The sequence below is a fragment of the Bacillus sp. CHD6a genome, assembly GCF_001293645.1.
Taxonomy (GTDB): domain Bacteria; phylum Bacillota; class Bacilli; order Bacillales; family Bacillaceae_I; genus Sutcliffiella_A.
In genome coordinates this window covers 1-25,702 of sequence record NZ_LBMD01000001.1, presented here as the reverse complement: position 1 = coordinate 25,702, position 25,702 = coordinate 1, and the positions used below count along the sequence as shown (strand labels likewise).

Genomic DNA, 25,702 nt, shown 5'->3' with positions numbered 1-25,702 from the left:
CGATACAAAAAAAACGAGTTTCTCAATAAAGCGCCCGATTGCCGACTAGATTTCGAGATAACTTTTATTTGTTCTTCGGTTAAAGCTCCTAGATTGTTGAATAAAAAAGTTTCCTGTCAAACTCATACTTTTAAAGATGGTATTTGTTTAATTTTATCGTCCTTAAAAATCCAAACAAAGGAAATGCTACCACTATTAATAGTGTAAGATTTAAATCAAATGAAATTTTTCGATGCAACATTAAAGAAATGACTGGTACCGTTATAACTCCAATTAACAGGAACAAAACAACCTGAGTAATTCTTGTTTGTGCTTTTAATTTATGCTCAATTAGGTACGCTGTTGGAATAAAAAAAATAAAGAATAATATTCCAAAGGTTAGTGTCAAGAATAGAGATTCAAAAGTGAAAATGAATGATAAGAAATTATTAATTTCTATATTAGGATTATATAAATCATTTAACAACATAAAAAATACAATAATTAATGTAGTTACTATTAAAGCTAATAGATCACGAAACAATAAAAACACCACACTTGTTTATTATTATTTGAGATAACTCGAATACGCCAATCGATCCATTTAGTTGAATACAATTTAAGGCTTATTCAATACAATTAATTTTAACTAATGCTTCACATACTTCTTTTCTTAGTTGTTGTTCGGATATTTCAAAAGCAGTTTCTTGTCCAGGAAGACATTCGTGCCAATAACAATCTACTGCTTCAAAAACTCCGTTTAGGATATCAAATAGTGTGTAATCCATTCTTTCCGTCTCATTTTTAAATGTTTTTAGATAGTCACGTTCAAAATCCTCAACAGTTATTACTTCAACAATAAAATCTTTCATTAAATTTTTATACTTATAAGCAGGAGAAGCGACAATAACAATTCTAAGATATTCACCTATAGAAAGATTAAAATACCAAAGTACCATCTCAATTATTACTGCTGATAATACATAAACTAACACTGCTATTAGTAATTGCTTTCCAATACTCATTTCCTCCCCCTAGCATCCTTTAATTGAAGAAATCACTTTCACACGTTCCCGTTCCGATACCCAGAATAGGAAGGGTAGTCATTAAAACAATTAATAAACCTAGTAGTATTGCTCCACCTTCAAAAGATAAAAGAGAAATTAGCCTTAAAGATTTCGGATCATCTTTTGTATTTACATATAAGAAGAATCCACCGAAAATGAGAAAGAAAAAACCAATACCAAAACCAATTAAGTTGCAGATATAAATACCTCCGTCCTCAAAAAGAATTATGCATATTTCATAATGTCTGCGTTTTATTCCTAAAATAATCATTTCGATCTAAAACCTTTTGAACTAATGTTTTGCAAAAAAAAAAGCGCCGTAGCACTCTTATCGTTAAACTATCTCGCCTGGCTGTTTAGCATTGACGCTAACAACCCTACTTAGCTGAATGTGCTGTCTATTTTGTCTCGGTCATAGTCAAGTATCCATTCATTGCGAACTTCATAGAGTAAGCGTATATGTTCTCTATCTGCTGCTATAACATCACATCCACGATCATCGTATAAATGATAAATAATCTTTTTGGATATGTTCAAAAAAAAGATATCGTACCCATTCCTAGGAGAGCTTTTTAAAATACAAGATTGATGCCCGAAGTCTTCGTAACTTATCGCCAATAAAAGCTGTCTATAGCGAACTTCACTTTTTTTGCACTGAAATATAAAACGATGAGTAACTTCATTTTCATATTCATCGCTTTTTTCATCATCCCACTCGATACTTGGCAAAACGTCATGCCTTAATTTGTTTAATGATTTCCTGTTCTTAACATACTTTCTGTACACATTTAATGGCTTACTTTGAAGGAAAGTATTTGCTTTGTGACAGTACACATTGGTCACTAATAAAACTTCATCATTTTCGTCGAATACCCTTTTAAATATATCCGTACTACGCTCATAAACTTGCTTAAGATTAGCCTTTTCCTGAAAAGATAAATCAGGGTTGGAAATTTCAAAACGCAGTCCATATCTCCAGGAATAAAACAACCCCGGCGCTAAAACGAGATCATCAAAATGTTTTTTTAAAAATTGTTCTAATTTATTTGAAAGGTCATTCATCCTAATCCCCCATTCAGTTTTAATTTTCATGCTATAATCTGGATCAAAAATAAAAATTGAGCACCTATTCTTCCAAGAATGGCACCCGGTTGTTGAGTAAACTTTATTTATTTAAAACTTTCTAATTCATGAATTTCTTCTTTTATAAATTCCCCTAGCGTCCTTGTCAAATCGTCCAACTGGTTTATTTCAGTAAGGATATAGAAGTTAGTTCGCATATTATACTGGGGTTCTAACTTGTTGTCTATCTTAAACTCAATACCTACAACGCCTCTTTTATCATGTATAAAAAACCTCATCGATAAGAAGTGCGTTGTATTTTAGATGTCCTGTTACTCAAGTGAATTCCCTGTTTCCAATTTGATTTGCAAAATTATCAATACCCTTTTGCAGTTCTTCTAAATGTCCGTTATCTAAATATATATCCATATTTACATTACAACCATTTCAGGATAATGATAGGTTTACTTCAAAAAAATCTACATCAGTCCAAATTTTCTTCATTTTAAATCTTGGTTGAGACAAACATATCACTTCCATAAATAGATGTCATTGCTACGTAAATGCGTCCTTTGGCTTAAGTATACTGCTTAACAAACTCATATGAATAAATGCATATTCAGCTAGATTACTGCTCGATTCATACTTATTTAATTACATTCCTAAAACGGATATAACCTTAGTTGAAGGGATTTTTGCTTCTATCCAATTTTGGAATTCCGTAATCATAGTTATAAGCTGCTGTATATTCTTATCATAGTTTTCCGTAAATTTTCCCATAAATTCTTCCTCTGAGTAGATGAACGGAAACCCAATAACAGCTTTTAGAGAATTTGGTTTAGGATTATTAGATAGACAATCCTTCATCTTTTGCAATTCCTTTATAATCGATTTCCACGTTTCAATATCTATTTCATTGAAGGCATAATAATCAAATTTTCCAAAGCACTTTTCGAAGATAGGCATTATATAGCTAAAGTTATCTTCTGAAAAGAAAATAGAAGAACTACTCCAACAATCTCCTTTATACTTGTCAGGGAGAATTTCTATATAACAAGAACCTTCAAGGGTACTAACATCGTATATTATCTCAATCATTAATAACTCCCCTTAAAAAGAAAACCTTAATAAGCTAAGATTATCATAATTTGGATTTGCTGGTATCGGCAGCTTCTACTATTAACCTGCAACTTTAGTTTAAGTGTAATCAGTCACAATATTATCTATATTTCACTTCTTTTCTAAAAGGTTTTATTCCATTATCTGGCCCTAAAATACAAAATGAGCACCGATTCTTCTTCAATAATGGCGCCCTTTTGCGGAATAACAGTAAAATTTCACACCTTACTTACTCCTCAATATGAATTTTTCATTAACTCTTGGATTTTGATTCTTAATTGCTCTTTGATTTCTCCATGGCATTCATAAGTATATTTATATTTTGGATCGCTCCATTTTTCACTAGAGTATTGCCAGACAGGATATGGAATTCTTTCTTTAGGTTCCCAATTATATCGAGGAAAAACATGTGCGTGTAAGTAAGCATCTGTGTTGCCATAAATGGAATAGTTAACTCTTCTAGGTTTACAAACTTCCACTATCGCTTCTCCAATCAAACTCATATCCAACAAATAGTCACTACGTTCCTTCACATTAAGTTCTTCTAGTGATCTAAATGGTTTTGTGGGTAACAATACAGTGTAACCAGGTAAGAACTGTGTATCTCCAATAGCTGCAAAACCACTTTTCATTCGTACAATAATCATTGGGTTATCACCACTATGTGCCGATGCAATCCTATCTTTTTTCCACTCGTCTTCAACATATGTATTCATTTTATCCACCCTTATCATGCTGTCTTAAAAAATCTTTCTTCAGTCTTCTATATAAAAAAAAGAATAGTACTATGATAAATCCTATTATCAAAGTTGCAAACGGATATATTATTGAAGTATCCTGACCGTTTGTTAATTCCAATTATTTCATAATTTAAATGTTCCTACAATATGTTAATCTTCATCCAGTGCAAATAATGATGAGCGCTGATTCTTGTTACAGGATAGCGTCCAATTGACGAAGATTGAAGATACTATAGAGTTGTAAAAAGAAAACGCATTTACTATAGAAAACAAGCATTATTTCTTTACTCCTACATTTCCACCATAATGATCCACTATTTTTTTTAAATCAGCCAGTGTAGAAGTCAAATAGCTCTGTTCACTTTCAATTTCAAAATGTAAAGAATTCTCCTCCGATAGATACTCTTGGAAACTGCCATGTATTGAAAGTTGACCTAACTCAGTAAATTCAATCGCTAATTTAAGCTCTGATGAATCGGGATTTTGAAAATAAACAATACCCTTTAACTCATTGTAGCTTTTAAGTAGTTGGTGATAGAAATTATATATTTGACCTGTTGAAAACCAAAGCTCGGCATCCGATAAGTAATAATTCCCACTTCTTATTTCGATTTTCCCCTTAACATCATAGCCACCCAAATAACTTGTTTCTTCTGGAAAGCCTAATACTTCAACTAACTCAATTCGAATATGTCCCTTTTTTCCTCCAAGTTCAAATGCATACACTTAAATCATCTCATTCCTCTTCATTAAACTACCTTATTCAAACATATCAAAATCCGAAATATTTTTTCGATTGCTTTATCCCAGAAAGCAAAAAAAACAGAAAGACACACTTCATATTCCTAAAGCGCGTCCGATAATTGAAGGTTCGATTTAATATTGAGTAGTTATTAAAACTGAATTATTCGCCTTTATCAAAGCCTAGATGAACAGAGTCTGCAATCCTTTCATAGCCAATTTCTCTATATATCTTATTTGATGTCGGATTCATCAAATCTGTGTATAGGACGCAAAAGTTGAAGTCTTTAAGCAGTTCTTTTGATACCGCCGTAACAAGCGTCCGAGCATATCCTTTTTTGCGTTCTTCCTTTGGAGTAAAAACCAAACTAACGGTTACACCGTTCTTAGTAGGACGTGACTTTTTCATCATTGACACTATTTTTCCTTTGTCCTCCCAAATAAAGATCTCTTGTTCCTTTAGAAACATTGCAACACGTTTTTTCACTTGTTCCATTGGCGAAGTCGAAAGTCCTGCATCATTTTCGAATGAGTTAAACCACTTCTCGATAATTGCAGAATCACTTTCTTCCGCATATCGCCAAGAACCTGGACTATGTACTAGCATTTCATTAATCGTATCTAATCGATACAATCCATGGTCCATAAGCAGTTGATGAGCCTTACCTGTTTTATCTTCCCACTTCTCCGCAACTTTGTATGCCCACTCTTTCAAAGTGATGATTGAACGAAATTCAATTTTAAGATCGACCATATTTTTTATGAAGAAATCAATTATTTCATCTAAACGGTTTTCATCGACAATAATAATATTTAACGGATGCGGTGGTGTCATTTGGAAAAAGGCTAACACATTTCCGTCTTCCTCAATTGTTGCCATAAATGGATTCTCATAATTACCAGCTTTAATCGCTTGCAGTACACCATAAAAAAGACTGAATACATCTTCCTTTTCCAATAAAAACGAATCGATCTTTTTCTCAAAATCATGAGCATTCTCATAAACGTTAAATTTCATTTTCAACACCCTTTGAATTGTTTCTAAATCTTCAGGATACATATGTATCAAATTATCTAATTCTAATAAAGTCTTCCAAGCAGCTTCAATTATTGTTTATCAGGGTCATTAATCCCTTCGCTCTCTCCTATTTTCTCTACATTAAAGTAATGAGTGTTCACATTTATCCCCTTAATTACACTCTCTTTTATAAACAACCTTTCTATAATTCTAACCTCATATCCTGTTTCTTCTTTTACTTCTCTTATGCAACATTCTTCAGGTGTCTCGCCTATTTCAATTCCTCCAGATGGGACACTCCACCCCATAGAATCATTACTTCTTACCATAAGAACTTCATTATTTTCATTAAAACAAATCGCTGCAGATCCATGCCATTCTTTAATATATATCGCTCCCCAATTTTTTTACATCTCTCAACATGTCAATTTCCCAAAATACTTACCTTTGGTTAATTCCAATTATTTCATAATCTAAAAATTCCTTCAATAAGATATTTCCTTAGGTCAATATGAAAAACGAGCGCTGAAACTTGTTACAGGATAGCGCCCGATTGTGAAAGATTATTGAAGCTTCTATTTAGTGGTATGTTTAATAACAAAACATTGCGTTCTTTGCTACAGGAATCCACCTGGTATTTCACAAGAAGATTCTATTTAGTGTACTGCTCTTTATGCTTCTCTTGGAACACTTTAAATACACCCTCATATTTTTGGAGCTTTTTTGTATCGGTAGATGAGTTCAAAAAAGGTTTGCGTTTACCAATAACCATAATATCTTTTCCATCTATAGGATCGTTTAATTTTACATAAGGCGTGAAATAATCACATTTAGTATCAGGAAGGGCAACGGATAACCTTGCAAACTCTTCTGTAGGAAACTGATTAGATACTTCAAGTTCCTCTAAATTGAGTAAATACGATAAAGGCTCCAAGGATTCATCTTTTACCCGTATGTTAGATAATCCTAAATATTTAAGGGCATTTAGTTGCTTGAGGGGTTCTAGGGTATCAATATTTAATGTGTTCCATATGCCACCTGATAAATGTAACTCCTCAAGGGCTGGGCAATGCTGTAAAGGGTCCAAACTGTTTAATCTCTTGAAATCTTCAAGGGACAAAGTCTTGAGGTGAAAATTTTTATTTAAATCCCACAACTTGGTCGCTTTTGTATTCCAACATAAATATAATGTTTCAGTATCTGAAAGAAGCTCCAATGAAGATAGATCTTCTACCCTCATTTCGTAAACATAAAGTGTTTTGGGCCTTACGGATTGAAGAATTATATCAAACTCTTCTTGATTTACACTGAACAACCATAACTTTTCAATACCAGACAAATCCTTCAGTCGTTCAAGATTTTTGGTTTTTCCTTGTATAGCAATCTCACTTGGAACCTCTTCAAATTGGTTTAGATCTTTAATAAACTCTGGTTGTTCTCCAATAGGAAACATTGCTCTTCCCCCAGTAAATTTAATTACCCCTAAAATACAAAAATAGCACCCATTCTTCTTTAAGAATGGCACCCGATTGTTAAAGACTGGATTTCAAGATAATTATCCGTTTCTTCAACTATACAAACTGGCCCTGGATGAGGTCTAATAAGAAAGAATCCACATCATCCCTAATCACAACCCCATGCCCTGTACAAAGGATACTTGGCTTAATCTCCCTAAGTTTATTAAGCCCTTCCATAAACAACTCAAAATGATGCTTATTTCTCATCTCCTCGTTTTTTGCCCACTCCGAGATGAACTTTACGTATTTATCCTTCATTTCTTTCCCATTACCCGCAACTTTTTCATTTGGCAAAGGCTCACCAAAGAAACAAAGGTGGTCTCCACAAAACAGCACACCACTTTCTTGATGAAAAAGAGCAACCGAGCCTGGTGTATGATGACCTAGGATGATACACTCCAACCCGTTGATAACCATACCATTATCAGGGAGCGTTCCTGTAAGATTGGTTTTCAGCTTTTCCGGCACTAGGCTGAGATCTTCACTATGAATATAACTTTTAATGTTTTCTAAAAAGGATAGTCCGCCGATGTGGTCTTTGTGACCGTGTGTAGCTATGAATGCGAAAATCTCCTCTTTATTTAGATTGATGTCTTTCATGGAGGCTTCTAGGTAATCAAAGTGCTCTTCTTTACCAGAATCAATAAGTGTATAGCCATTATCTCCCATTACCAAATAACAGTTATTATAAGAATTCCACGATTCATCCCATAAGAGAAAGCCATGCACATGATCCGTTATTTTTTCGAAGTAGTATTTCAAAAAAAAATCCCCTCCCTGTTTACACTCGACAACCCTTTTCAATATTTTTGCTCAGGTTACCTAAAGATAAATTTCAAGAATTAATATTTTCACTAGCATCTAACCTATCCATAAGTCGATCTATTTTCTTTAAAATTCTTAATTGTAGTACGATTATATGAATAAAAAAACCCACTCCCATTCCAACTAAAGGTGCAAAAAATCCAATAAAAAATGTCGCTACTATTGTTGGTACTATGTACCCCAAAAGTACTATCATTTTGTTTATCCCCCTTTTAATTTAGTGCATTCTTTAAGTTGATTGCTGCTAAATGGTTTTAATACCAATTATTTCATATTCTAAAAATTCCTACAATAATTTATTTATCATCCTCGCAAAAAAAAGCGCTAATCCTTGTTACAGGATTGCGCCCGATTGCAGACAATAATATATATGTATGTAAACTAGAACTACCACTTTCGTTAATTATTAACCCATACTCATCAAACTGGTTATTGGAATATATTAGATTATCTGAGCAATTAAATGGATTGGTTTGTTCCTCGCATTTAGAGTTGACCTGTTATGTCATCGTTTTACGAACAATGTTTTTTCAATAATTTATCCTTTTTATAGTTAAGCCCGCGTTAGTTCAATAACAATTTGAATTAATAAATATATCTACAAGTCTCATAATTTCCATACTTGATAACAGTTTCAAATTCTTCTCCACCATTTTTTTCCTTTAATAGAGCATCCATCTTATCATCTTTGATATTGTAATGTCTCTTATTTAGAAAGCCAACACTTCGGATTGTAGGATGGTCTAAAATCGGTGTTAAGTCACCATCTAACACATTAGTATCAACAAATCTAAAGTCAATAAGGTTAGGAAATTGATTTAAAAAATGCAAATTCTCAAGATTACCACAAGAATTAAGACACAGAACCCGAAGATTCCTCAGAGAGAATATTTCTTCATTTGGTACAAATTTCTTGGATTGATTAATATGTAAATGTTCTAGCGTATCGGCTAACCCAGACAAACCAAAATCATTTTTTAATTTAGTACAATTATGTAGTTCTAAACGCTTTAATTTATTCATTTTTTCTATACAAAGAAAATCTTGTATATTGGACCAGTTTAATTCTAGATAAAGGAGATTTTCTGGAAAACCAATAAAGTTTCCCAACTTATTCTTTTTATGATGCCAAAGAGTTAAATATTGAATGTTTTCAAGCTGAATCTCATTAAATTTTTCTTTTTTTAAGTTTATATGAGATTGAAGATTATCTGGTATTTGTTCAAACCAAATCGCCATATTCCTCCAGTTATCCATTTTGCACCACCCCGAAATTTACCATCATTTCTTTTATCTTATCATTTGGACTTGTTAAACTAAACTGCCCAATTCTTAAGTAAGGAGCGATCCACTATGCCGCAATCGAGCCCGTTTGATAAAGTACACTTTTTCACAACCAATAAAAGGCCCTGTTTGTTTAAGATGGAATTCACATCATCAAATATATCCAACCTATTTGACTCTAAGAACTATCTTTCCTTTTGTACGTCCAGTTTCAATGTGCTCGTGTGCCTTTACAATTTGTTCCCAAGGGTAACATTTTTCAATAACAGGTCGTAATTTTTCTTCCTCCACAAGATCCCTTAGGAAATCCAAATCCCTAGCATTCGGTTTCGTAAAATGAATTTTTGCTTTCTTGCTACCTATTAATGATCCTATCATCAATTGAAAAGGATGGTACTTAGGAAAAAATAGGTGTTCCGTAATATAAAGACCATTCTCGGTTAAAGAGTGTAAACAACTGAAAAAGGTTCGTTTACCAACTGCATCCAGAATAACATCGTATTTATTTCCATTATCCGTGAAATCTTTTTTGGTATAATCAATGACATACTGTGCCCCAAGTTTCTTGACCCAATCTAAATTTGAGGTACTACAAACAGCAGTTACCTCAGCCCCAAAGTAATTTGCAAGTTGAACAGCGAAATGCCCTACTCCGCCAGAAGCTCCATATATTAACACTCTTTGACCTTGCTTTACCTGAGCTACATCTCGTAATGCTTGTAACGCTGTTTGAGCAGCACACGGTATAGCAGCCGCTTCCTCAAAAGTTATGTTTTTCGGCATATGACTTAGGAAATTCTCACGAGGAGCGACATATTCAGAATGAGATCCAAAGCAACTCCCAAAAACATTATCACCAACCTTAAATTTGTGTACATTTTCACCTACAGCCTCAATAGTCCCTGCAACATCTATGCCTAGTATGGGACTCTTAGGTTTTGTTAGTCCATTATCCATTCTTGTTGGTAAATAACCCTTTCTGTACAAGTAGTCTAATGTATTGACTGAGGCACTGTGTACACGAATCAATACCCTATCTTGTTCTTTGATAGTTGGTTTTTCGACGTCCTTAATACTTATAACTTCAGGGGGACCATAAGTACTGTAAACCGCTGCTTTCACCTACATTACCTCCAAGAATTTTGTATTTTATTTAATTGAAACTTTCCCACCTTCTATCTTTGTACCATTTAAACATTATGGCATCTAGCTTTTTTACAAACTACCCTATTTTAGATCTCCACTCAAAAAATCTTAAAGGGGCAAGCAAAGGATTTACGAATGGATTGCAATAAATAACCCTTTTAAGAATTCATAATTTTCTCACTCAAAAAATCAGTCTTATTTTTACATTTATTCTAGTTCTTCTTCAGCTAACCTGCCACTTTAGTTTAAGTACATTTCTTCATAATCAGAAGTGATATTAATATAAATATCCTGTTTTGTTTCGAGGTTTTATTCAATTATCCTGCTCTATAATTGAACGTCAGTGGCAGCCCACCATTTAGAAAATTCTGTTAACCATAGCTTATCATAAGCAGGGTGCTATAACGACTTTGGCGGTAAAATTGTTACATAATATATAGTTCAAACTGCAAGACCCCATAATTTTATGTGGTACTGCAAATTGGGTTGCATATTAGCATCCAAATTCACGTGCAAAATCAATAAAAACAATGATATTTCAATAAAAAAAGGCGATACAAAATGCTATGCAAATTGTATCGCAAATTACCTTGCAATTTATGGGTTTCTTCCTTTCAACTGAACGGGTTATCCGTTATGCGGAAAGGGGGTTATTCTTTTTATTTTTTCACTTTCACTCTCTTCGCTTTGCTAGTATTGTTTGCAGCATCCGTAGCGGTAACGCTAAGTTCCGTAGATTTCTTTTGTTTAGAAATGGTAACTTCGAAATTGCCGTTCTTGTCTGTTTTGGAGGTTCCGATGACCTCTTTGCCCACTGTAATCGTAATGGTGGTAAATGCCTCTGCTTTTCCTGTCACAGAAGTAGTGTTGCTATAAATTTTATCTACTTTTGGAGTGGAAGGAGCAATTTCATCCACGACTTCTACAGTAACAGCTTCACTTATTTTTCCATCTGCGTCTGTTGCTGTGATAGTAATAGATGTTCCTTCTTTTTGAACTGGGATTTTAACTTTGAATTTGCCTTTTTTATTGGCGGTTTCCGTATACTTCTTTTTTCCAATCTGAACGGTTACCACGGCTCCTGTTTCTGCAGTACCCGTTACTTTCTTGGTAAGGTTAGAAATTGTATTAACGATTGGTGCTTCTGGCCTTGGTTCTGGTTCTGGTTCTGGTGCGGTCTCAAATTTATGCGTGTAAACTTGCTCAGGATATTCAGCTTGTCCCCCAGCTTCTAACCCATACGTAAACCAATATCTGATTTCATCGCCCTCTTTGACGCCAGTTAATGTGTAAGTTACATCTTCACCGTTTTTATGCATCATGATATTTTGTTGAGTTGTACCATTTTTAATGTAACTAATAATCGCCCAAGGAACATCCGCCACATAGAATTCCACGGAGTTTTCTTTTATTGTTCCTACCCCATAGCCTTCTCTATCTGGAACTACTGGATCCTCCGGGTCTTCAGCCGGTAAGGCAGAAATTTCGTACAAATAGACATTATCTATCGTAACGACATGCTCTCCTATCGCCTCTTGTCCTTCCACCTTCCCTAATGCAAGCACAAGCTTTGCAGCAAGATCAGTATTTTTATCATGCGTAAATTCTATGGCATAGGTATTTGACTCTTCGTTTATTTCTACCGTTTCCCATAAATATTTGTCATAGCTTGCACTTTCCAATATGGCATCTATTTTTCTATCAATAGTAGATGACATATCAAATACTAGTCTATACGACTTGGAATTTTCTAATGGAAGACCAAGTTGACTAAATTGAATACTCCAGAATTCATTACCTAATGACGGAATTGTAATTTCATGCTTTTCCTCATTAATCTTTGAAGTTGCTCCAACATCCGACCATACTTCCCATGAAGAGGCACCTTCTTTAAAAGTATGATTCTTAATCTTGTTTGTAGGAGCGTTTTTTACTTCAAGCACTACGTTATCAATTGTAACTTCATGCTGGTCATAATCAGCATATTTTCCTAGTAGAAAGTTCAGTTCCACTAGTTCTTCTGCTGTCGCTTTGAATGAATAGGTATATCTTTTACTCTCTGAAGTTAAAGATATAGTTTTTTCTAAAACTCTATTATAGGCACTATTTTGAACGACCAGTTCCATATCACGAGCGACAGTTGAACTAGCATCAAAGGAAACTAGATACTCTTTTTTCTCTAAAAGCTGAAGGTTTTTTTGCCTGAATTGTACCGCCCATTTTTCTGCGCCAGTACCACTAGCATCAAACTTTGGAACATTAATTTTTGCTATTCCATCTACTACTTGGATCTCATCGATAAAGCTATCGTTTTTATTCCAGCTCCAAGCTGACCAGTTGGTAAGCTGTTGACTGAACGACCCATTTTTCAATGGGAAAATTTGATCTTGTGTTAATTGCGGGATGATATCTACAACAACGGTACTTGTATCTACCATGTTACCGTCTTCTGTCGTTACAGTAATAGTGGTTGTCCCATTTTTCAGTGCCGTAACAACACCAGTGCCACTTACTGTCGCTACACTTGGATTACTTGATGACCATGTTACTTTTTTATTGGTAGCATTAGATGGTGCAACAGTTGCTGAAAGTGTTGTCTTTTGACCTTCTGCTGTTAATGTCACTTCGCTTTTGTTCATTTTCACGCCCGTTACAGGGACATTAACTGGTTCTTCTTCCTCTCGCTCTTCTTCCTTATACACACGAACATAATCTACTTGCATCGTAATTGGGAAATCTTCTATAGATGGTTCTCTTCCACCGTCAAACCAGCCGCCAAGCGCAAGGTTCATGATGACATAAAAGTCTTGATCAAAAGGTGCAAGCGGATTGTCTCTGACCGCTGCAGAGAACCATTGCTCTTTAGTTACTTTATAAAAGAAGTTTCCATCCACATACCAACTGATGGTATCTTCCTCCCAAATGACACTATAGACATGATAGTCTGTATCGATTCTTCCGCCATCCTCAAAAGTTTGTTCACCTGAAAGATACTGATTAGATGGCCATTCCCCACCAAAGTGGATTGCACCGCTTGTGGATTCAGGAACACGCCCTCTGGCTTCCATAACATCTATTTCACCAGAAGATGCCCAACCTCCATATACATTATCATTTGGCATCATCCAAAGTGCCGGCCAAGCTCCAGAAACTGCAGGAAGCTTCGCGCTGAAATCAATTCTTCCATATTTAAAAGTAAACTTGTCTTGTGTCGTAATTTTTCCTGAAGAGTATGGTGCTACACGCTCTGGATCTTGAGGAAATGTAGCAGGATCATCAAGTGCCATAATATTTAAGTTTCCGTCTTCTACAAAAACATTATTTTCACTATCTGTATAATGCTGAAGTTCATTATTGCCCCAGCCCCATGTTCCTGGATCATCATTTAGATAGTAACCCGTTTCATAATTCCATTTGTTAGTATCTAATTCCGTCCCTTCAAACTCATCATTAAAGACTAATTCCCAGCCTGCAATTTCTGAATCTGTAGATGTCCCTATTTCAATATCATCTAATGCTACCTCATCAGGACGAAAGGCATCAGGGTTACCAATAAATTTGTACTGAACATAGTTGGCTCCAATGTCTCCACCCTTTTCACCGTTCAGGGGGTATCCTATACGTAAGTCTACGTCCTCTTGAATAGGTTGGAACCAAAGGCCAAAGATGTAGTCCGTCCAATATCCCCATTGATTGGCAGACGACATTCTATTGTACCCATTAGCGGAATATCTGAAGTCAGTCTCTAAGATGTTTACCCACTCACCATCAACCTTCACTTCATATACAAAGTTATCCACTTCTTTTTTAATAGCGGCTCCCCCATCTATTTTGGGAAGAGGTAAACCGATTGCCCCATTTTCATCGGCTTCAAAAGTTGACCTTCCGTCATAATTTGAGATGGTATGGGAGTTTCTTACAGGCACAGTAACTTTTAATGTGTACTCTACAAATACATCCGGATTTGTTTTAGATGCCACTTTAAAAACGGTTGTTTCTTCTACCGGATTAAACCAATAGCCACCCGGTCCTTCCCACCAGTTTCCAAAGTTATTGTCATAAATCCAGCCACTCGCAGCATTATTGTCAATGGAAACCCACTCATCATTTTGCTTTACGAAAAGTGCAATATCATCTTTTACGTCCTTAAACGTTGCGCCATTATTAAATCTCGGAAATTCAAATCCAACTCCACCAGAAGGTGATACATCCAATAAAGTCGCACCAGCAGGAGCCATGGACGTTATGACTTGAGGATTTGCCAGCGTAACATTTAACGTATACTCAACAAAAATGTTAGTATTTGTTTTGGATGCGACTTTTACTTTGGTCGTTTCTTCTACCGGATTAAACCAATAGCCACCCGGTCCTTCCCACCAGTTTCCAAAATTCACATCGTAAATCCAGCCACTAGCCGCATTATTATCGATTGGTACCCAATCATTACTTCCTTCCTTAACAAATAGAGCGATATCATTCTTTACCTCTTCAAAAGAAGCTCCATTATTAAAATTGGGGAACTGAAACCCCACTCCTCCATCCATCCCTACTTGAATGGTAGTAGCACCAACTGCAGTCATCGAAGTAATGACTTGCGAAGTAGGCTTTCCCCCTTCAGCTTGACCATTTAAAACCCCTAAATTGATTAAAAGCATATTCATCACTAAAATAACACTCAACATTTTCATTCTCTTAGCTTTTGATTTGCTCAATAGTTACACATCTCCCGTCTAATTTTCTTCCCCTTGTAAATCTTTTCTCAAAAAGAATGACCTCATGACTTCTTACACAACTTGCTGGTGTTAGCGCTTTCAAAAAACTTATAAACATTGACCTGAAAAACAAATAGTCTCCCTTTCGTCATTTTGTCCTACGTGGGACATTTGTATATAACTATAAAAGCATTCATTATTTATTACAACATTTTTTTACAATAATGAATGCTTTTGATGGTGTTGGATTTAGTTAAAAAGGTGCCTTTTCACGTCGATACAGGCTGTGCGCAGGAATCACGTTCAACCAAAGTGGCCTTGAAAAATTGTTCAGGTGCAGGGTATCCATCCTCTACCTGACTAATCAATTGCTCCACCAAATATTCCGCCATTTCCATTCTAGGTAGATGCATGGTAGTCAGAGAGGGATTTGTATATTCCGTCAGCCGAACATTATCAAAACCGATTAAAGAAATCTGTTTTGGTACTGCAATTTCATGTTCTCCTAAGGCCTTTAATGCACCGATAGCAATCAGATCATTAGAGCAGAAAATAGCAGTTGGGAGGGTGCCCTTTCCTATCCATTCTAGCGTTGCTTCATAGCCTGACTGTTCTACAAAGCTCCCTTCGAAAACAGGGCCATTTTTAATGCCTGCCCGTTGAAGAGCCTCTTTATATCCTTGAAGACGTTCCATGGCAGCACGATTTTCCAGTTCGCCAGTGATAATTCCGATTTCTTGATGACCAAGCTCAATCAGGTATTCCGTCGCAAGAAGGGCTGATTCTTTATTTAACAGCATAGGAATAGGCACATGCTGCTGGTTTGGGGAAATATTATTCTGATCAAATACACCTACTAAAAAGTCAGCTTCCCTAATTTCATCTACAATTTTTTGTACGCATGACCAGCTGATAATCATGCCTGCATCAATGCTTTTCTCCCTGTAGAGCTTCAGAATAGGTGCGGTGTCGGTAAGCGTTGAAGTCGTTACAAGCACATTGTAACCACGATTCGCACAAGAGCTGATCATACTGCTGATTACCGTACTGTAAAAGAGGTCATCTGCATATATATTATTTTTCTCTGGATCCTGAATGATAAATAAACCTAGCGTCTTCGTTTTCTTTTTTGTTAAGCGTCTAGCAGAGACGTTAGGGTGGTAATTATGCTCCGCCATAATAGTAATAATGCGCTCACGTGTTTCTTTCTTTACCTGAGGCGAGTCATTTAACACCCGCTGAACCGTTTTTCTCGAAACGTTGGCGAGTTTTGCAATATCAAAAATATCCATTGGTTCCTCCTAAAAGATTGAACGGAGGGTTGAGGGGACAGGCATATTTACCCATCTACACTTTAAAGAAAAACAGGGTATTTCATACCACCTTCCGTTATTGTCCACTATTATAACTTTATTTGCTAGATTTTACTATCTACAAATTTGGGTAGGAAACGTTAACTGAATACCCGCTATAACTATAAAAAGCCACCAACTCTTCCCAAACTTTTGACAACAACATTCTACTTCACTCTCCTAGTTTACAAACCAATTAAACTTAGGAATAACATTGACTAGAAAAGTAGGTTTTATACGATTTTATTCAACAATCTAGTGGAATGGTTTAGTTTAGGATAGTACATAGAGTTTGGGAAACATAGGAAAAGGCGCTTTCGTTACTACTGAAAAGCGCCCTTTAGTTGATAAAAAAAAGTGATTTTTATTTGTTATCTCGTATATTAACACCCCATAATCTTTGAACATTCACTAATTCCTGCTCATTGAATTCCATTTTATAAATATCAGGTTTTGATGTGCTAAGTAAAAAATTTAAGTCATAAATGCGATCGAAATGTCCCATCATCAAGGTCATAACAGCCCCGTGAGTACCTATTACTAATTTTTTATCTTTAAAAAGATCTAATATTTCTTTTAAAACTTTTATCGCTCTTTCTTGACAATCAGCATTAGATTCTCCTTCTTCTAAAGCGAAATTTGGGTCAATAAATGACTTCTCCAACAGCGGAATCAATTCCTTATCAGATATTCGATTGTCTTCAGAAGAAAATATTCTTTCTTTTAAATCTTCAAAAGTTAAAACTTCTTGTCCTATTTGTTTTGCTAATTTTTCTACAGTTAAAATGGAACGTTTATACGGGCTTGAGAAAACAACATCAATATCTTCATCTATTAATATTGATGTTATTTTTTGAGCATCTAAATGACCCTTTTCCGTTAAATCTCTTGTTCTTTCATTCCCTTCCTTTGGCGATTCTCCGTGTCTCACCATATAAATAAACGTACTCATAAGATTTCCCCCAAAAAAGTTACTAATATATTTCTTCTTCCTTCTAACCTTAAACTTCTCAACCAACTATAATTCCAAAGGCTATCCATTTCCATCGATATCTTCAACTACGAATTCTTTATTATTGTAATCAGTATTTTCTAAGGAACGGGCTATTTTAACATTTGAATTAATCAACTCTTCTTGGAGTTCTTCTTGATTCTTAAAGTAAGCATCATATCCATTACCATATAGGTCTCTATTCGAAATTACTTTTTGACCATTAGTTTTGGTTAAGATTATCTCTGTTGTATCACGAGACAAACAAATATGTGGTTCATTTGCTTTCAAAAAATGAACAGCTTTGAAACCCATTTTCTGTTCATAAAAACCTGCAGTTTTTAATATATCGTGAGATGGAAATATACAGTGTGATTCTATTAGAAGGTTCTTCATCCTTTTTCTCCTTAACTTAGAAATTTATATAACTGTTCTCTAGCAACGCTACTTTATTACTTAATACCAATTGTTTCATAATCTAAAAATTCCTACAATAAGATATTCCAACCAGGATTAAACAAAAATGAGCGCCTATCTTTATGGGTTTTCTTTTCATAAAAGAAACACCCAGTAGTGATTATCTCCCGGATGCTCTTTCTAGCCCTCTCACACTTGTTCACCTATTTTGCATTGAGGTGGGTATAGGTAGGGGCAAAGCATATTTAATTGCAACCTAAGATCCTTACCAACATTCCTCAAAAAGAAAAACCCGGGAATCCTTCCGGGTTGAAATTACACTTCTGCTTTTTTGGATTTCATCACTCTTTTGTATATAAACCAAATTAAGAAATAGAACAACGCTAGATTAACATACGGTCCCAAACTTGCAATTGAAATCCCTCCAGCTTTTTCATGAACATGAATTGCATCGAAAGGGAAACCATAAGCATGGTAATTTTCCATTTCTCTATTGCCAATCACCGGAATGAAACAAACTGCGGCTGTTACTAAAATACTTATAAAGAAAATCGTCAACGATTTGATGGCCAAGATCCTTGCATTTTTCTTAATTGAATAATTTGTCCTGTATGATAAGCATCATGAAGCATGATGTCTAGTAATTTCCCCTCAAGTGAATTTTGATCAAGCCCTCGATCGGAAATTTTACTCAATACCTTTCTTAAATTGCGTTGAGCGTTTTCCGAACGTTCAACGACTTTCATCCATTCCTTATCATCAATAGATTGATCGGTAAGATAAAAGGTTTCATCACCGTCGAGATTATGGGTCCATTCACGACCTTCCAATTTTGCAGAAAGTCTCTCTTTGTAGTAAATTAGATGATTAACGTTCTCCCAAATGTTTTTGGTTGCCTCTCCAGATGGTTTCCAGATAGCATGTTCAGCTGTAAGTCCTTCTATAGCATGTATAAACGGAGCATACCAACTCTCTTTATTAAATGTGGAATCTAGTACGTTTAAAAGTAAGTCAATTCGTTTCAAAGTCATCGCCTCCATGAATGTTTAGAATTTCAAAAATCCCAATAAATAAATTACCTCTATTTAAGATTCTGCATTTTTATAAAACTACCTGCTATTTCTTCTTCAACTATCTGTTCATAAAATGCAAATTGAGCGCAAATCCCTATGGAATAGCGCCCGTTTGCTGAAGATCGTTAAATAAGGTATATCCTCCACTGATGTTAAAGAAAATCTAGCAATTAGCATAATAATATCAAGTGCGACATAATTTACCATAAATATTGGTGGATTAGTTAACATTAAGTGTAAAAAATTTTTTCTCGCTTATGTTTCTCGTCCATTCATGATAATGTTTCCAAGTATTCCAGATATCTTCAGTCCATTTCATCATCATCTCATCTCGATTCGTCCCTTCCTTCTCTGATAATATCCTTCTCCTTCAATACTTCCACGGCAATATTCTTCGCTTCTGTACCAGATCCATCAATATTGACGGCAAACACCCATATACCCTTTTCATTTTCAATAAATCCTACATACCAGCCCAATCTCATGTCAGAAAGCCTTGTTCCTGTTTTTCCATGAATGGTATATACATCCTGCTCATCCTGGATCATCATTCTTTTGACTGTTTTTATATTCTTCTCGGTAAAAGGAAGTTCTTCCTCTACCAGCTTTTCAATAAAGCACGTTTGCTCGAATGCTGAGATTTCAAGGCTGCTGTCCAGCCAGAATGTATCGATTCCTCCTGAAATATCCTGGTTTCCATAATTCATCTTATTAACGTTTTCTTGCATCTCTGCTTTCCCAATGGTTCTTGCAAGATCCTGGTAATACCATATTGCCGACTCCCGCATGGCAGATGCAAGCGAGTGATCCCTGTTCCAGTTTTCGAATTGCCTTCCCACACCATCCCAGCGCTTTACCTCATATTCATCTCTTACTGCAGAGGTTTCCAAGCCAATCAGCGCATTCGCTATCTTAAAAGTCGACTCAGGCGTGAATCTCTCTTTGCTTCTCTCCTTATTGTAGACATATACCTGCTCATTCTTAAGATTTTTTAGAACCATCGTACCCTCTTTTCCGTTAAATAGCCCCTCAATATCCAGGTTCTTTGTGTTTTTCTGCTCAGCTATAGCAGAAGCTCCCGTTCCACCAATTAGCAAAAACACAGAAAGTAATACTAAACCTGCACTTCTCATCCACTTCATCATATTTCCTCCTCACAAAATAGAATTTTCATGATGTCAGTCCTTTGGTGTTCCCTTATACTATAAGTAGTCCGACAGGCACAGAAAAGGAATGTTTTTGCCGTCTGTACCCATACAGATGCATGAAGAGGAGGACAAGCATGGGGTATATATACGAAGAAATCATTGGTGAAATTAAATCCAGAATCAAGGCTGGATGGCTGCAGCCTGGGGGGAAACTCCCTTCAATCCGTAGCTTTGCAAAAGAATTGAATTGCAGCATCAATACCATTTTAAAGGCCTATGCTGAATTAGAAAAAACACATCAAATATACTCCGTTCCGAAGCGTGGTTACTTTTTGGTTGGTAGCGACAAGCTGAACAAGTCCGACCCAATGTTCATTGATTTTTCCTCAGCAGGCCCTGATAAAAGGAAAATGCCTTATCAGGATTATCAGCATTGTATGAATCAAGCAATTGATCTTTATAAAGAAGAAATGTTTCAATACTCTGAACCGCTTGGATTACAAAGTCTTCGATATCAGCTTGCACAGCAGCTGCAGGATCTGCAGGTATTTGCCTCTTCAAAAAGGATATGTGTTGTATCAGGCTCTCAGCAGGCACTCGATCTTTTAGTCTCACTCCCATTCCCGAATAGAAAAGAAGAAATCTGTGTTGAACAGCCAACCCATTTTAGTTTTATCGATTCAATCACTTCCCGCGGCTTGAAAGCTGTTGGCATCGAAATAAGCCAGAATGGCATTGACCTCGATTATTTAGAAAAAGTATTTAGGGCAAGAAGCATCAAATTCTTTTATACAGTCTCAAGGTTCCAGAATCCAACAGGCTACAGCTACACAAATGAGGAAAAAAAGAAAATCGTGAAATTGGCACAGAAATATGATGTGTACATAATTGAGGATGACTATATGGGAGATCTCGATACAAAAAGAAAGGCAGATCCCATGTTTGCTTACGACCCATCCGGGAGAGTGATTTATACAAAGAGCTTCTCAAAGGTCTTATTGCCTGGCTTAAGATTGGGAATGGCCGTCTTGCCTGAAGAACTGTTAAAAGATTTTTCAAGGGCAAAATTTGCAGCTGACGTGCATACACCTGTCCTGACTCAGGGTGCTCTTGAAATCTACTTAAGCAGCGGAATGTATAACGCGCATATTCAAAAGCTTAGACGGCAATATAAGAAAAAAGGCACCATACTCAAACAGGCCTATCTCGACCACCTCCCTTCCGAGGCCTCATTTACAGGCGGTGACTCTGGTTTCTACTCGACAATTAAACTTCCTAGAGGAATGAAAGCAAAGCAGCTTGTGGAACATCTCAAAAAGAAGAATGTACTGGTTCAGGATGCAACTAATATGTATCTCCCTGAGTATAAGAAGGAGAATCGAATACGGTTGAGCGTATCACAGGTGGAGGATCGGAAAATCCCGATTGGAGTGAGAAGGATTGGGGAAGTGATAGGAGATTTACAACGTTAGGTAAAAATCAAATATAAAAAAGCTCAATTTCTCGGAGTTGTAATTGAGAAATTGGACTTTTTTTCGTTTCTCCAAAAAAGCGCCCTTTCCATGAAGACTTGAATTCGAGAGAACTTGTAAAGTGAACTTCGATTAAAGCTCCCGATTCTTGAATAAGGAATTGGCTATAATAAATTATGTGTAAAAGCGAACAGGTTCTAATGACGGATACTACTATTTGAGCAAAATTACTATTTATAAAGAAAAAAACAAAAGCCTTTAATTTAATGGCTTTTTGTTTTTTTTTTGGATATTTTGTTTCAATTTTTAATATTTGGAGAAGTAGAACTACCCCAACTATAACGAGTGTAAACTTAGGTAACTCTAAGAGCATGATAGCTACAATAAACATTATACAAGTAAGAAAAAGCTCCACATATCTATATTTTTTTGAACGTTTCTTCTTAGAAAACATATTCTTCAACTCCTTAGATACTTACTCCTATAATTTGCCTCATCAATTCACCTCTTCAATTGTTCATAACTGTAAATTAAAACCGTGCAGCTTACTTCTTATTCCACAAACCTTTAACTTAATACCAATTATTTCAAATATCCTCAGATCTGACAATCATTTTTCAATACAAAAAGGACGCAATATTAGATAATTGCGCCCTTTAATAGAATATCCAATATTTACAATTGTATCATAAAACTCCTTGTAAGATGGATTTAATAGTAGTTATTGAGTGGAACAGGTTGTGAATTGGTAAGTCTTTTAACACCCTATTTGGCGCCTTTTTTTAGCTGGGTAATATCCATTTATTGTACGCTTGCAGATTTGGGTGCTAATTGGAGAGCTAATTCAGTGCCAGAACAGGTATATTCATTGATTTAACAATAATAAAAACAGGTCTAATTCGTTTGCGAATAAGCCTGCTATTTATATTGCTACTTATCCTGCTTTTTGTTATTTTCTCTCCCAAAACGGAACCCCTTATTTCCACTCCTACTGGTGTTAATCGGAAGAATAGAATACATCTGGGAGTCAATGATAACTCGATTACATGAGACCTTTACTCAAACTAAATCAGTCCTTCTCATTGTCCCAATCCCGTTTTCTTCTTTGATTGACACACACTACTCTGTACTATTTCTTTAAGTGATTCACAATCCAATCCTCCTATAATTTGTTTTAAGGCACAAAAAAGCACTTCTCCTGAAACGATTCACTTAATCTCAAGTGAGAATCATCTCTCAGAGAAATGCTTTTAGTATGGAATACTTTCCTTTACAGGTTAGTAACAAAATATCATACAATGTGCTGCTTTTGAAGGACTTGGTTCCCAGCAACATTAGTAGCCGAGGAAACGGTCAATCTCTTCTTCTGCTAATATCGAAGTATATATAACCTAATATATTCGTTAACAAGAATACAATACCCCAAACAAACGGTGATTTCCTTAAGTAGTAAGCTTTTAATGTAGCCCATATTGTAAATGTGATCCAATAAGATAACACCCCGAAGACTAGACAAAAACTTGCAAGCTCATAAAAATGACTGTATTTTGTTTCGATAGCCCATCCATCTCTTCTTACTCCACCTTCGTGAAAGGACCTATATATCGGCTCCGCAAAGTAATAATCTCTTTCGTAGACAAAACTTGGTTCGTTCGGTTTATTTAATAAATTATTACTATCTTCTAATTTATATATATCCATATTTTTTATGACGCTCTTTTGAAGTGTATAGATTATTTCATCTTCTAAGTTACTATCTATTTCTTCTTTATTTTGTAACAATGTGATAATGCTACCAGTTACATCTGATTGCTGTGTTACCATATCCACACTTATTTTGTGGAAAGTAAAGTAAAGGCTAATCCCAATAAATAAACATAATAAACTTATTAAAAATCCTTTCCTGAAAGCTAATTTTTGTTTTTTGTTAGTTTCTTTTAAAAGTGCTTGTAAGAAATCTTCTTCTTTAAAACGTTCAATGACTATTTGTTGTGCATCTTCGTCTGGAACATTCTCATTATGTACTAAGTGACGATATGATTCATATAAATGACTCTTAATTTCAGCTTTTGTCTCAATAATTTCTTTATCGTTAAGATTAGTATGTTCAAATAGTTTATTAATGTATTCATCAATTCTCTTCAATATTAACCGCCTCCAAAAATAAGTCAATTGTCTTTTTAACATACGTCCATTCTGCCTGACTATTTTTCAAAACTTCCTTACCTTCTTGTGTAATATGATAATACTTTCTTCTCCCTCCAGGTCCTGATTCATGATTCCAATAAGATTTCAAACACTTATTTTTCTCTAGTCTCTTTAGAGAAATATATAAAGTTGCTTCTTTAAGTTCAAATTTGTTGTTTGTCTTTTCTCTCACAATTTGTGAGATTCGATATCCGTACAAATCGCTATCTATTAATAGAGACAAAATTATGGTATCGATATGCCCCTTTAGTAATTCTTTGTTAATCTGCAAATTATTTCCTCCTTTCTTTTATATAGTAATACAAATTACCTCGCATTACAATGTAATAATTAAAAAGAAAAGCCATAAAATCATGGCTTTTAATTGTAGGTGATATGAACTGTTTTTTCCAATCTTTTAGTTCTCTAGAACCAGATAATTTCTAGACTTGAGTCAGCTTCATATAAAATGGTTGTTCCATATAATGGCCCTAAAATACAAAATGAGCACCGATTCTTTATCAAGAATGGCGCCCGGTAATTGAATAAAGGTGTATTGCCTCTTATCGGATAAATAGCACTTTGGTAAATTTCACTATCAAACTAATAATGACCGAAAGAATTGTATAAACCACTACCCAAATAAAGAATGATTCATTAAATAATGTAAACATTAAGATTGCAAAAACAACTAATGTTAACGCTGGAACTATAAACCACTTTTTAAACAAAAGAATTCCAATGATTGAAGCTACAATAACAGCAGCAGGGAAAATGAAAAGTACCAATAAAAATTCCATTTTTTTCACCTCTTTTTATAAAGTTCATCGGAGAGTTCCTCAACAATTTAGCTCGAATACGGCGCAACCGTTTAAAACAATCGAGCACGATTGCAGAGAATCGTTAATTAAGATATGGGCTTCACAAATCTTCCAAAAAAGCTCCTAGATTGCAGCATACTGTTATTGAACTAACTGCCCCGTTACATTAAGTAAATAATTCACAATCTCCGTTATTTTTATAAAACATAAATGAGATACCCTATTACGTTAATTTAATGTCGAGACTTTATTGTTTGTGATTTTGTTAGTTACGAGCTGGTTATAAATAATAAAAATTAGAACTCCGACTATTCCACCTGCTGTGTTTAGTATGACATCATCAATATCAACAGCACGATAACCTCCTTCAGAGTACAAATATCCGGAAACACTAAAGTTTACCAAAAACTGAAATACTTCTATACACATCGAAGTAAAAAATATAGTCAAAACTACTTTATATTTGTTAGTTAATAATCCCAATGACAATAATGCAAACGCCAATGGTAACAACAAAAATAGATTACCAATGGTTTGTATAATTGTTACTAGTGCAACGACTGTTCCAAATAAATCATTATAGATTGTATAGAAGGGGATTAAATTTATCTTTTCCATACTCACAAATGGATTACCGATAAATTCTTGATTAAAATAATAAGAAATATCAACGTAAGTTACATATGAATGTAGGACGAATAAATATAGGATCAGTGAAAATAAAATTATAAATTCCAAAATACTTTCGACTGTTGATTTACTAACTATCCATACTGTTATTAACATCATTAGCCCGAAATTAACTATTAAATCAAAATAATCTAATGCAGTTCTTTCAAAAATATTAGCATTGTAAGCATAAATAAAGTAAATAAGCACAGCTAACAAACTATACCACTTATTGAAATTGTGCTTTAACATTCCATTTCTCCCTTCTCAATTTAAATACATTTTAATATTGCTAATACCTTTTTTAGTTGAAGGCCTTCATTATTTTTCATAAGTAAGAAGCGATAAGCTATGCTACAATC

General features: G+C 35.0%; 26 protein-coding genes and 1 pseudogene. 1 reads left to right on the top strand and 26 read right to left on the bottom strand.

The window, feature by feature from the left end:
- Positions 1 to 605: 605 nt before the first annotated feature.
- The 21 genes and pseudogenes from AAV98_RS00130 to blaOXA form a co-directional block, all read right to left on the bottom strand.
- The gene (locus AAV98_RS00130) at positions 606 to 1,004 is read right to left on the bottom strand and encodes a colicin immunity domain-containing protein (RefSeq protein ID WP_231687656.1); all 399 of its coding nucleotides are present in this window, start codon (positions 1,002 to 1,004) and stop codon (positions 606 to 608) included.
- Between the two features lie 19 nt (positions 1,005 to 1,023).
- Positions 1,024 to 1,317 carry a hypothetical protein gene (locus AAV98_RS00125; protein WP_060663535.1) on the bottom strand — a complete coding sequence of 98 codons (294 nt, stop codon included), beginning with the start codon at positions 1,315 to 1,317 and terminating at the stop codon, positions 1,024 to 1,026.
- A gap of 110 nt (positions 1,318 to 1,427) precedes the next feature.
- Complete coding sequence (locus AAV98_RS00120) at positions 1,428 to 2,108, bottom strand: DUF3885 domain-containing protein (RefSeq protein WP_060663534.1); 681 nt, start codon at positions 2,106 to 2,108, stop codon at positions 1,428 to 1,430.
- Positions 2,109 to 2,762: 654 nt separating this feature from the next.
- The gene (locus tag AAV98_RS00115) at positions 2,763 to 3,206 is read right to left on the bottom strand and encodes a hypothetical protein (protein ID WP_060663533.1); all 444 of its coding nucleotides are present in this window, start codon (positions 3,204 to 3,206) and stop codon (positions 2,763 to 2,765) included.
- Positions 3,207 to 3,463: 257 nt separating this feature from the next.
- Positions 3,464 to 3,943, bottom strand: a complete 480-nt coding sequence (locus AAV98_RS00110) for an HIT family protein (protein WP_060663532.1) — start codon at positions 3,941 to 3,943, stop codon at positions 3,464 to 3,466.
- Positions 3,944 to 4,243: 300 nt separating this feature from the next.
- Positions 4,244 to 4,693 (bottom strand): WapI family immunity protein, encoded by a 450-nt coding sequence (locus AAV98_RS00105; protein WP_060663531.1) that lies wholly within the window; start codon positions 4,691 to 4,693, stop codon positions 4,244 to 4,246.
- A 178-nt stretch (positions 4,694 to 4,871) separates the two neighbouring features.
- Positions 4,872 to 5,726, bottom strand: a complete 855-nt coding sequence (locus AAV98_RS00100; RefSeq protein WP_060663985.1) for a GNAT family N-acetyltransferase — start codon at positions 5,724 to 5,726, stop codon at positions 4,872 to 4,874.
- 89 nt (positions 5,727 to 5,815) lie between these two features.
- Entirely contained in the window at positions 5,816 to 6,034 is a 219-nt protein-coding gene (locus AAV98_RS20890; protein ID WP_231687655.1) for an NUDIX domain-containing protein, read from the bottom strand.
- A 344-nt stretch (positions 6,035 to 6,378) separates the two neighbouring features.
- Positions 6,379 to 7,179 (bottom strand): hypothetical protein, encoded by an 801-nt coding sequence (locus AAV98_RS00090; RefSeq protein ID WP_060663529.1) that lies wholly within the window; start codon positions 7,177 to 7,179, stop codon positions 6,379 to 6,381.
- A gap of 118 nt (positions 7,180 to 7,297) precedes the next feature.
- Positions 7,298 to 8,005: an MBL fold metallo-hydrolase gene (locus AAV98_RS00085; RefSeq protein WP_060663528.1), complete on the bottom strand. Its 708-nt coding sequence runs from the start codon at positions 8,003 to 8,005 to the stop codon at positions 7,298 to 7,300.
- A gap of 73 nt (positions 8,006 to 8,078) precedes the next feature.
- Entirely contained in the window at positions 8,079 to 8,264 is a 186-nt protein-coding gene (locus AAV98_RS00080; RefSeq protein ID WP_060663527.1) for a hypothetical protein, read from the bottom strand.
- A 100-nt stretch (positions 8,265 to 8,364) separates the two neighbouring features.
- Positions 8,365 to 8,556 (bottom strand): annotated as a pseudogene (locus AAV98_RS20885) (DUF6980 family protein); the annotation flags it as partial.
- Positions 8,557 to 8,653: 97 nt separating this feature from the next.
- Positions 8,654 to 9,325: a hypothetical protein gene (locus tag AAV98_RS00075; protein WP_060663526.1), complete on the bottom strand. Its 672-nt coding sequence runs from the start codon at positions 9,323 to 9,325 to the stop codon at positions 8,654 to 8,656.
- 195 nt (positions 9,326 to 9,520) lie between these two features.
- Entirely contained in the window at positions 9,521 to 10,474 is a 954-nt protein-coding gene (locus tag AAV98_RS00070) for an NAD(P)-dependent alcohol dehydrogenase (protein WP_060663525.1), read from the bottom strand.
- A gap of 683 nt (positions 10,475 to 11,157) precedes the next feature.
- Positions 11,158 to 15,210: an Ig-like domain-containing protein gene (locus AAV98_RS19740; RefSeq protein WP_082380698.1), complete on the bottom strand. Its 4,053-nt coding sequence runs from the start codon at positions 15,208 to 15,210 to the stop codon at positions 11,158 to 11,160.
- A 269-nt stretch (positions 15,211 to 15,479) separates the two neighbouring features.
- Complete coding sequence (locus AAV98_RS00060) at positions 15,480 to 16,502, bottom strand: LacI family DNA-binding transcriptional regulator (RefSeq protein WP_060663524.1); 1,023 nt, start codon at positions 16,500 to 16,502, stop codon at positions 15,480 to 15,482.
- Between the two features lie 424 nt (positions 16,503 to 16,926).
- A complete protein-coding gene (locus AAV98_RS00055) occupies positions 16,927 to 17,514 on the bottom strand; it encodes a histidine phosphatase family protein (protein WP_060663523.1) in 588 nt (195 codons plus the stop codon).
- A gap of 81 nt (positions 17,515 to 17,595) precedes the next feature.
- Entirely contained in the window at positions 17,596 to 17,949 is a 354-nt protein-coding gene (locus AAV98_RS00050) for a glyoxalase (RefSeq protein WP_331456859.1), read from the bottom strand.
- A 336-nt stretch (positions 17,950 to 18,285) separates the two neighbouring features.
- On the bottom strand, positions 18,286 to 18,543 hold the full coding sequence (locus AAV98_RS00045; protein WP_156317536.1) for a hypothetical protein: 258 nt from the start codon (positions 18,541 to 18,543) through the stop codon (positions 18,286 to 18,288).
- Positions 18,525 to 18,995 (bottom strand): DinB family protein, encoded by a 471-nt coding sequence (locus AAV98_RS00040; RefSeq protein ID WP_060663521.1) that lies wholly within the window; start codon positions 18,993 to 18,995, stop codon positions 18,525 to 18,527. Before AAV98_RS00040 ends, AAV98_RS00045 begins: the two co-directional genes overlap by 19 nt.
- Positions 18,996 to 19,369: 374 nt before the next feature.
- A complete protein-coding gene (gene blaOXA / locus AAV98_RS00035) occupies positions 19,370 to 20,188 on the bottom strand; it encodes a class D beta-lactamase (protein ID WP_060663520.1) in 819 nt (272 codons plus the stop codon).
- A gap of 137 nt (positions 20,189 to 20,325) precedes the next feature.
- Here blaOXA and AAV98_RS00030 point away from each other — a divergent pair, with 137 nt between their 5' ends.
- Entirely contained in the window at positions 20,326 to 21,663 is a 1,338-nt protein-coding gene (locus AAV98_RS00030) for an aminotransferase-like domain-containing protein (protein ID WP_060663519.1), read from the top strand.
- Between the two features lie 7 nt (positions 21,664 to 21,670).
- Here the strand turns inward: AAV98_RS00030 and AAV98_RS00025 are convergent, their stop codons facing one another.
- The 5 genes from AAV98_RS00025 to AAV98_RS00005 all read right to left on the bottom strand — a co-directional run bounded on the left by AAV98_RS00025 (position 21,671) and on the right by AAV98_RS00005 (position 25,592).
- Positions 21,671 to 22,117 (bottom strand): hypothetical protein, encoded by a 447-nt coding sequence (locus tag AAV98_RS00025; protein WP_060663518.1) that lies wholly within the window; start codon positions 22,115 to 22,117, stop codon positions 21,671 to 21,673.
- Positions 22,118 to 23,016: 899 nt separating this feature from the next.
- Entirely contained in the window at positions 23,017 to 23,808 is a 792-nt protein-coding gene (locus tag AAV98_RS00020; protein ID WP_060663517.1) for a hypothetical protein, read from the bottom strand.
- On the bottom strand, positions 23,795 to 24,142 hold the full coding sequence (locus AAV98_RS00015; RefSeq protein ID WP_060663516.1) for a PadR family transcriptional regulator: 348 nt from the start codon (positions 24,140 to 24,142) through the stop codon (positions 23,795 to 23,797). Before AAV98_RS00015 ends, AAV98_RS00020 begins: the two co-directional genes overlap by 14 nt.
- A 271-nt stretch (positions 24,143 to 24,413) precedes the next feature.
- On the bottom strand, positions 24,414 to 24,650 hold the full coding sequence (locus AAV98_RS00010; RefSeq protein ID WP_060663515.1) for a DUF2651 family protein: 237 nt from the start codon (positions 24,648 to 24,650) through the stop codon (positions 24,414 to 24,416).
- 249 nt (positions 24,651 to 24,899) lie between these two features.
- Positions 24,900 to 25,592, bottom strand: coding sequence for a VanZ family protein (locus AAV98_RS00005; protein WP_060663514.1), 693 nt, complete (start codon positions 25,590 to 25,592; stop codon positions 24,900 to 24,902).
- Between the last annotated feature and the right edge of the window lie 110 nt (positions 25,593 to 25,702).

Coding starts and splice junctions, on each gene's coding strand:
- AAV98_RS00130 (WP_231687656.1), bottom strand. CDS start 1,004: ATGAGTATTGGAAAGCAATTACTAATAGCAGTGTTAGTTTATGTATTA.
- AAV98_RS00125 (WP_060663535.1), bottom strand. CDS start 1,317: ATGATTATTTTAGGAATAAAACGCAGACATTATGAAATATGCATAATT.
- AAV98_RS00120 (WP_060663534.1), bottom strand. CDS start 2,108: ATGAATGACCTTTCAAATAAATTAGAACAATTTTTAAAAAAACATTTT.
- AAV98_RS00115 (WP_060663533.1), bottom strand. CDS start 3,206: ATGATTGAGATAATATACGATGTTAGTACCCTTGAAGGTTCTTGTTAT.
- AAV98_RS00110 (WP_060663532.1), bottom strand. CDS start 3,943: ATGAATACATATGTTGAAGACGAGTGGAAAAAAGATAGGATTGCATCG.
- AAV98_RS00100 (WP_060663985.1), bottom strand. CDS start 5,726: ATGAAATTTAACGTTTATGAGAATGCTCATGATTTTGAGAAAAAGATC.
- AAV98_RS20890 (WP_231687655.1), bottom strand. CDS start 6,034: ATGGGGTGGAGTGTCCCATCTGGAGGAATTGAAATAGGCGAGACACCT.
- AAV98_RS00090 (WP_060663529.1), bottom strand. CDS start 7,179: ATGTTTCCTATTGGAGAACAACCAGAGTTTATTAAAGATCTAAACCAA.
- AAV98_RS00080 (WP_060663527.1), bottom strand. CDS start 8,264: ATGATAGTACTTTTGGGGTACATAGTACCAACAATAGTAGCGACATTT.
- AAV98_RS00075 (WP_060663526.1), bottom strand. CDS start 9,325: ATGGATAACTGGAGGAATATGGCGATTTGGTTTGAACAAATACCAGAT.
- AAV98_RS00060 (WP_060663524.1), bottom strand. CDS start 16,502: ATGGATATTTTTGATATTGCAAAACTCGCCAACGTTTCGAGAAAAACG.
- AAV98_RS00055 (WP_060663523.1), bottom strand. CDS start 17,514: ATGAGTACGTTTATTTATATGGTGAGACACGGAGAATCGCCAAAGGAA.
- AAV98_RS00050 (WP_331456859.1), bottom strand. CDS start 17,949: ATGAAGAACCTTCTAATAGAATCACACTGTATATTTCCATCTCACGAT.
- blaOXA (WP_060663520.1), bottom strand. CDS start 20,188: ATGATGAAGTGGATGAGAAGTGCAGGTTTAGTATTACTTTCTGTGTTT.
- AAV98_RS00030 (WP_060663519.1), top strand. CDS start 20,326: ATGGGGTATATATACGAAGAAATCATTGGTGAAATTAAATCCAGAATC.
- AAV98_RS00025 (WP_060663518.1), bottom strand. CDS start 22,117: ATGTTTTCTAAGAAGAAACGTTCAAAAAAATATAGATATGTGGAGCTT.
- AAV98_RS00010 (WP_060663515.1), bottom strand. CDS start 24,650: ATGGAATTTTTATTGGTACTTTTCATTTTCCCTGCTGCTGTTATTGTA.
- AAV98_RS00005 (WP_060663514.1), bottom strand. CDS start 25,592: ATGTTAAAGCACAATTTCAATAAGTGGTATAGTTTGTTAGCTGTGCTT.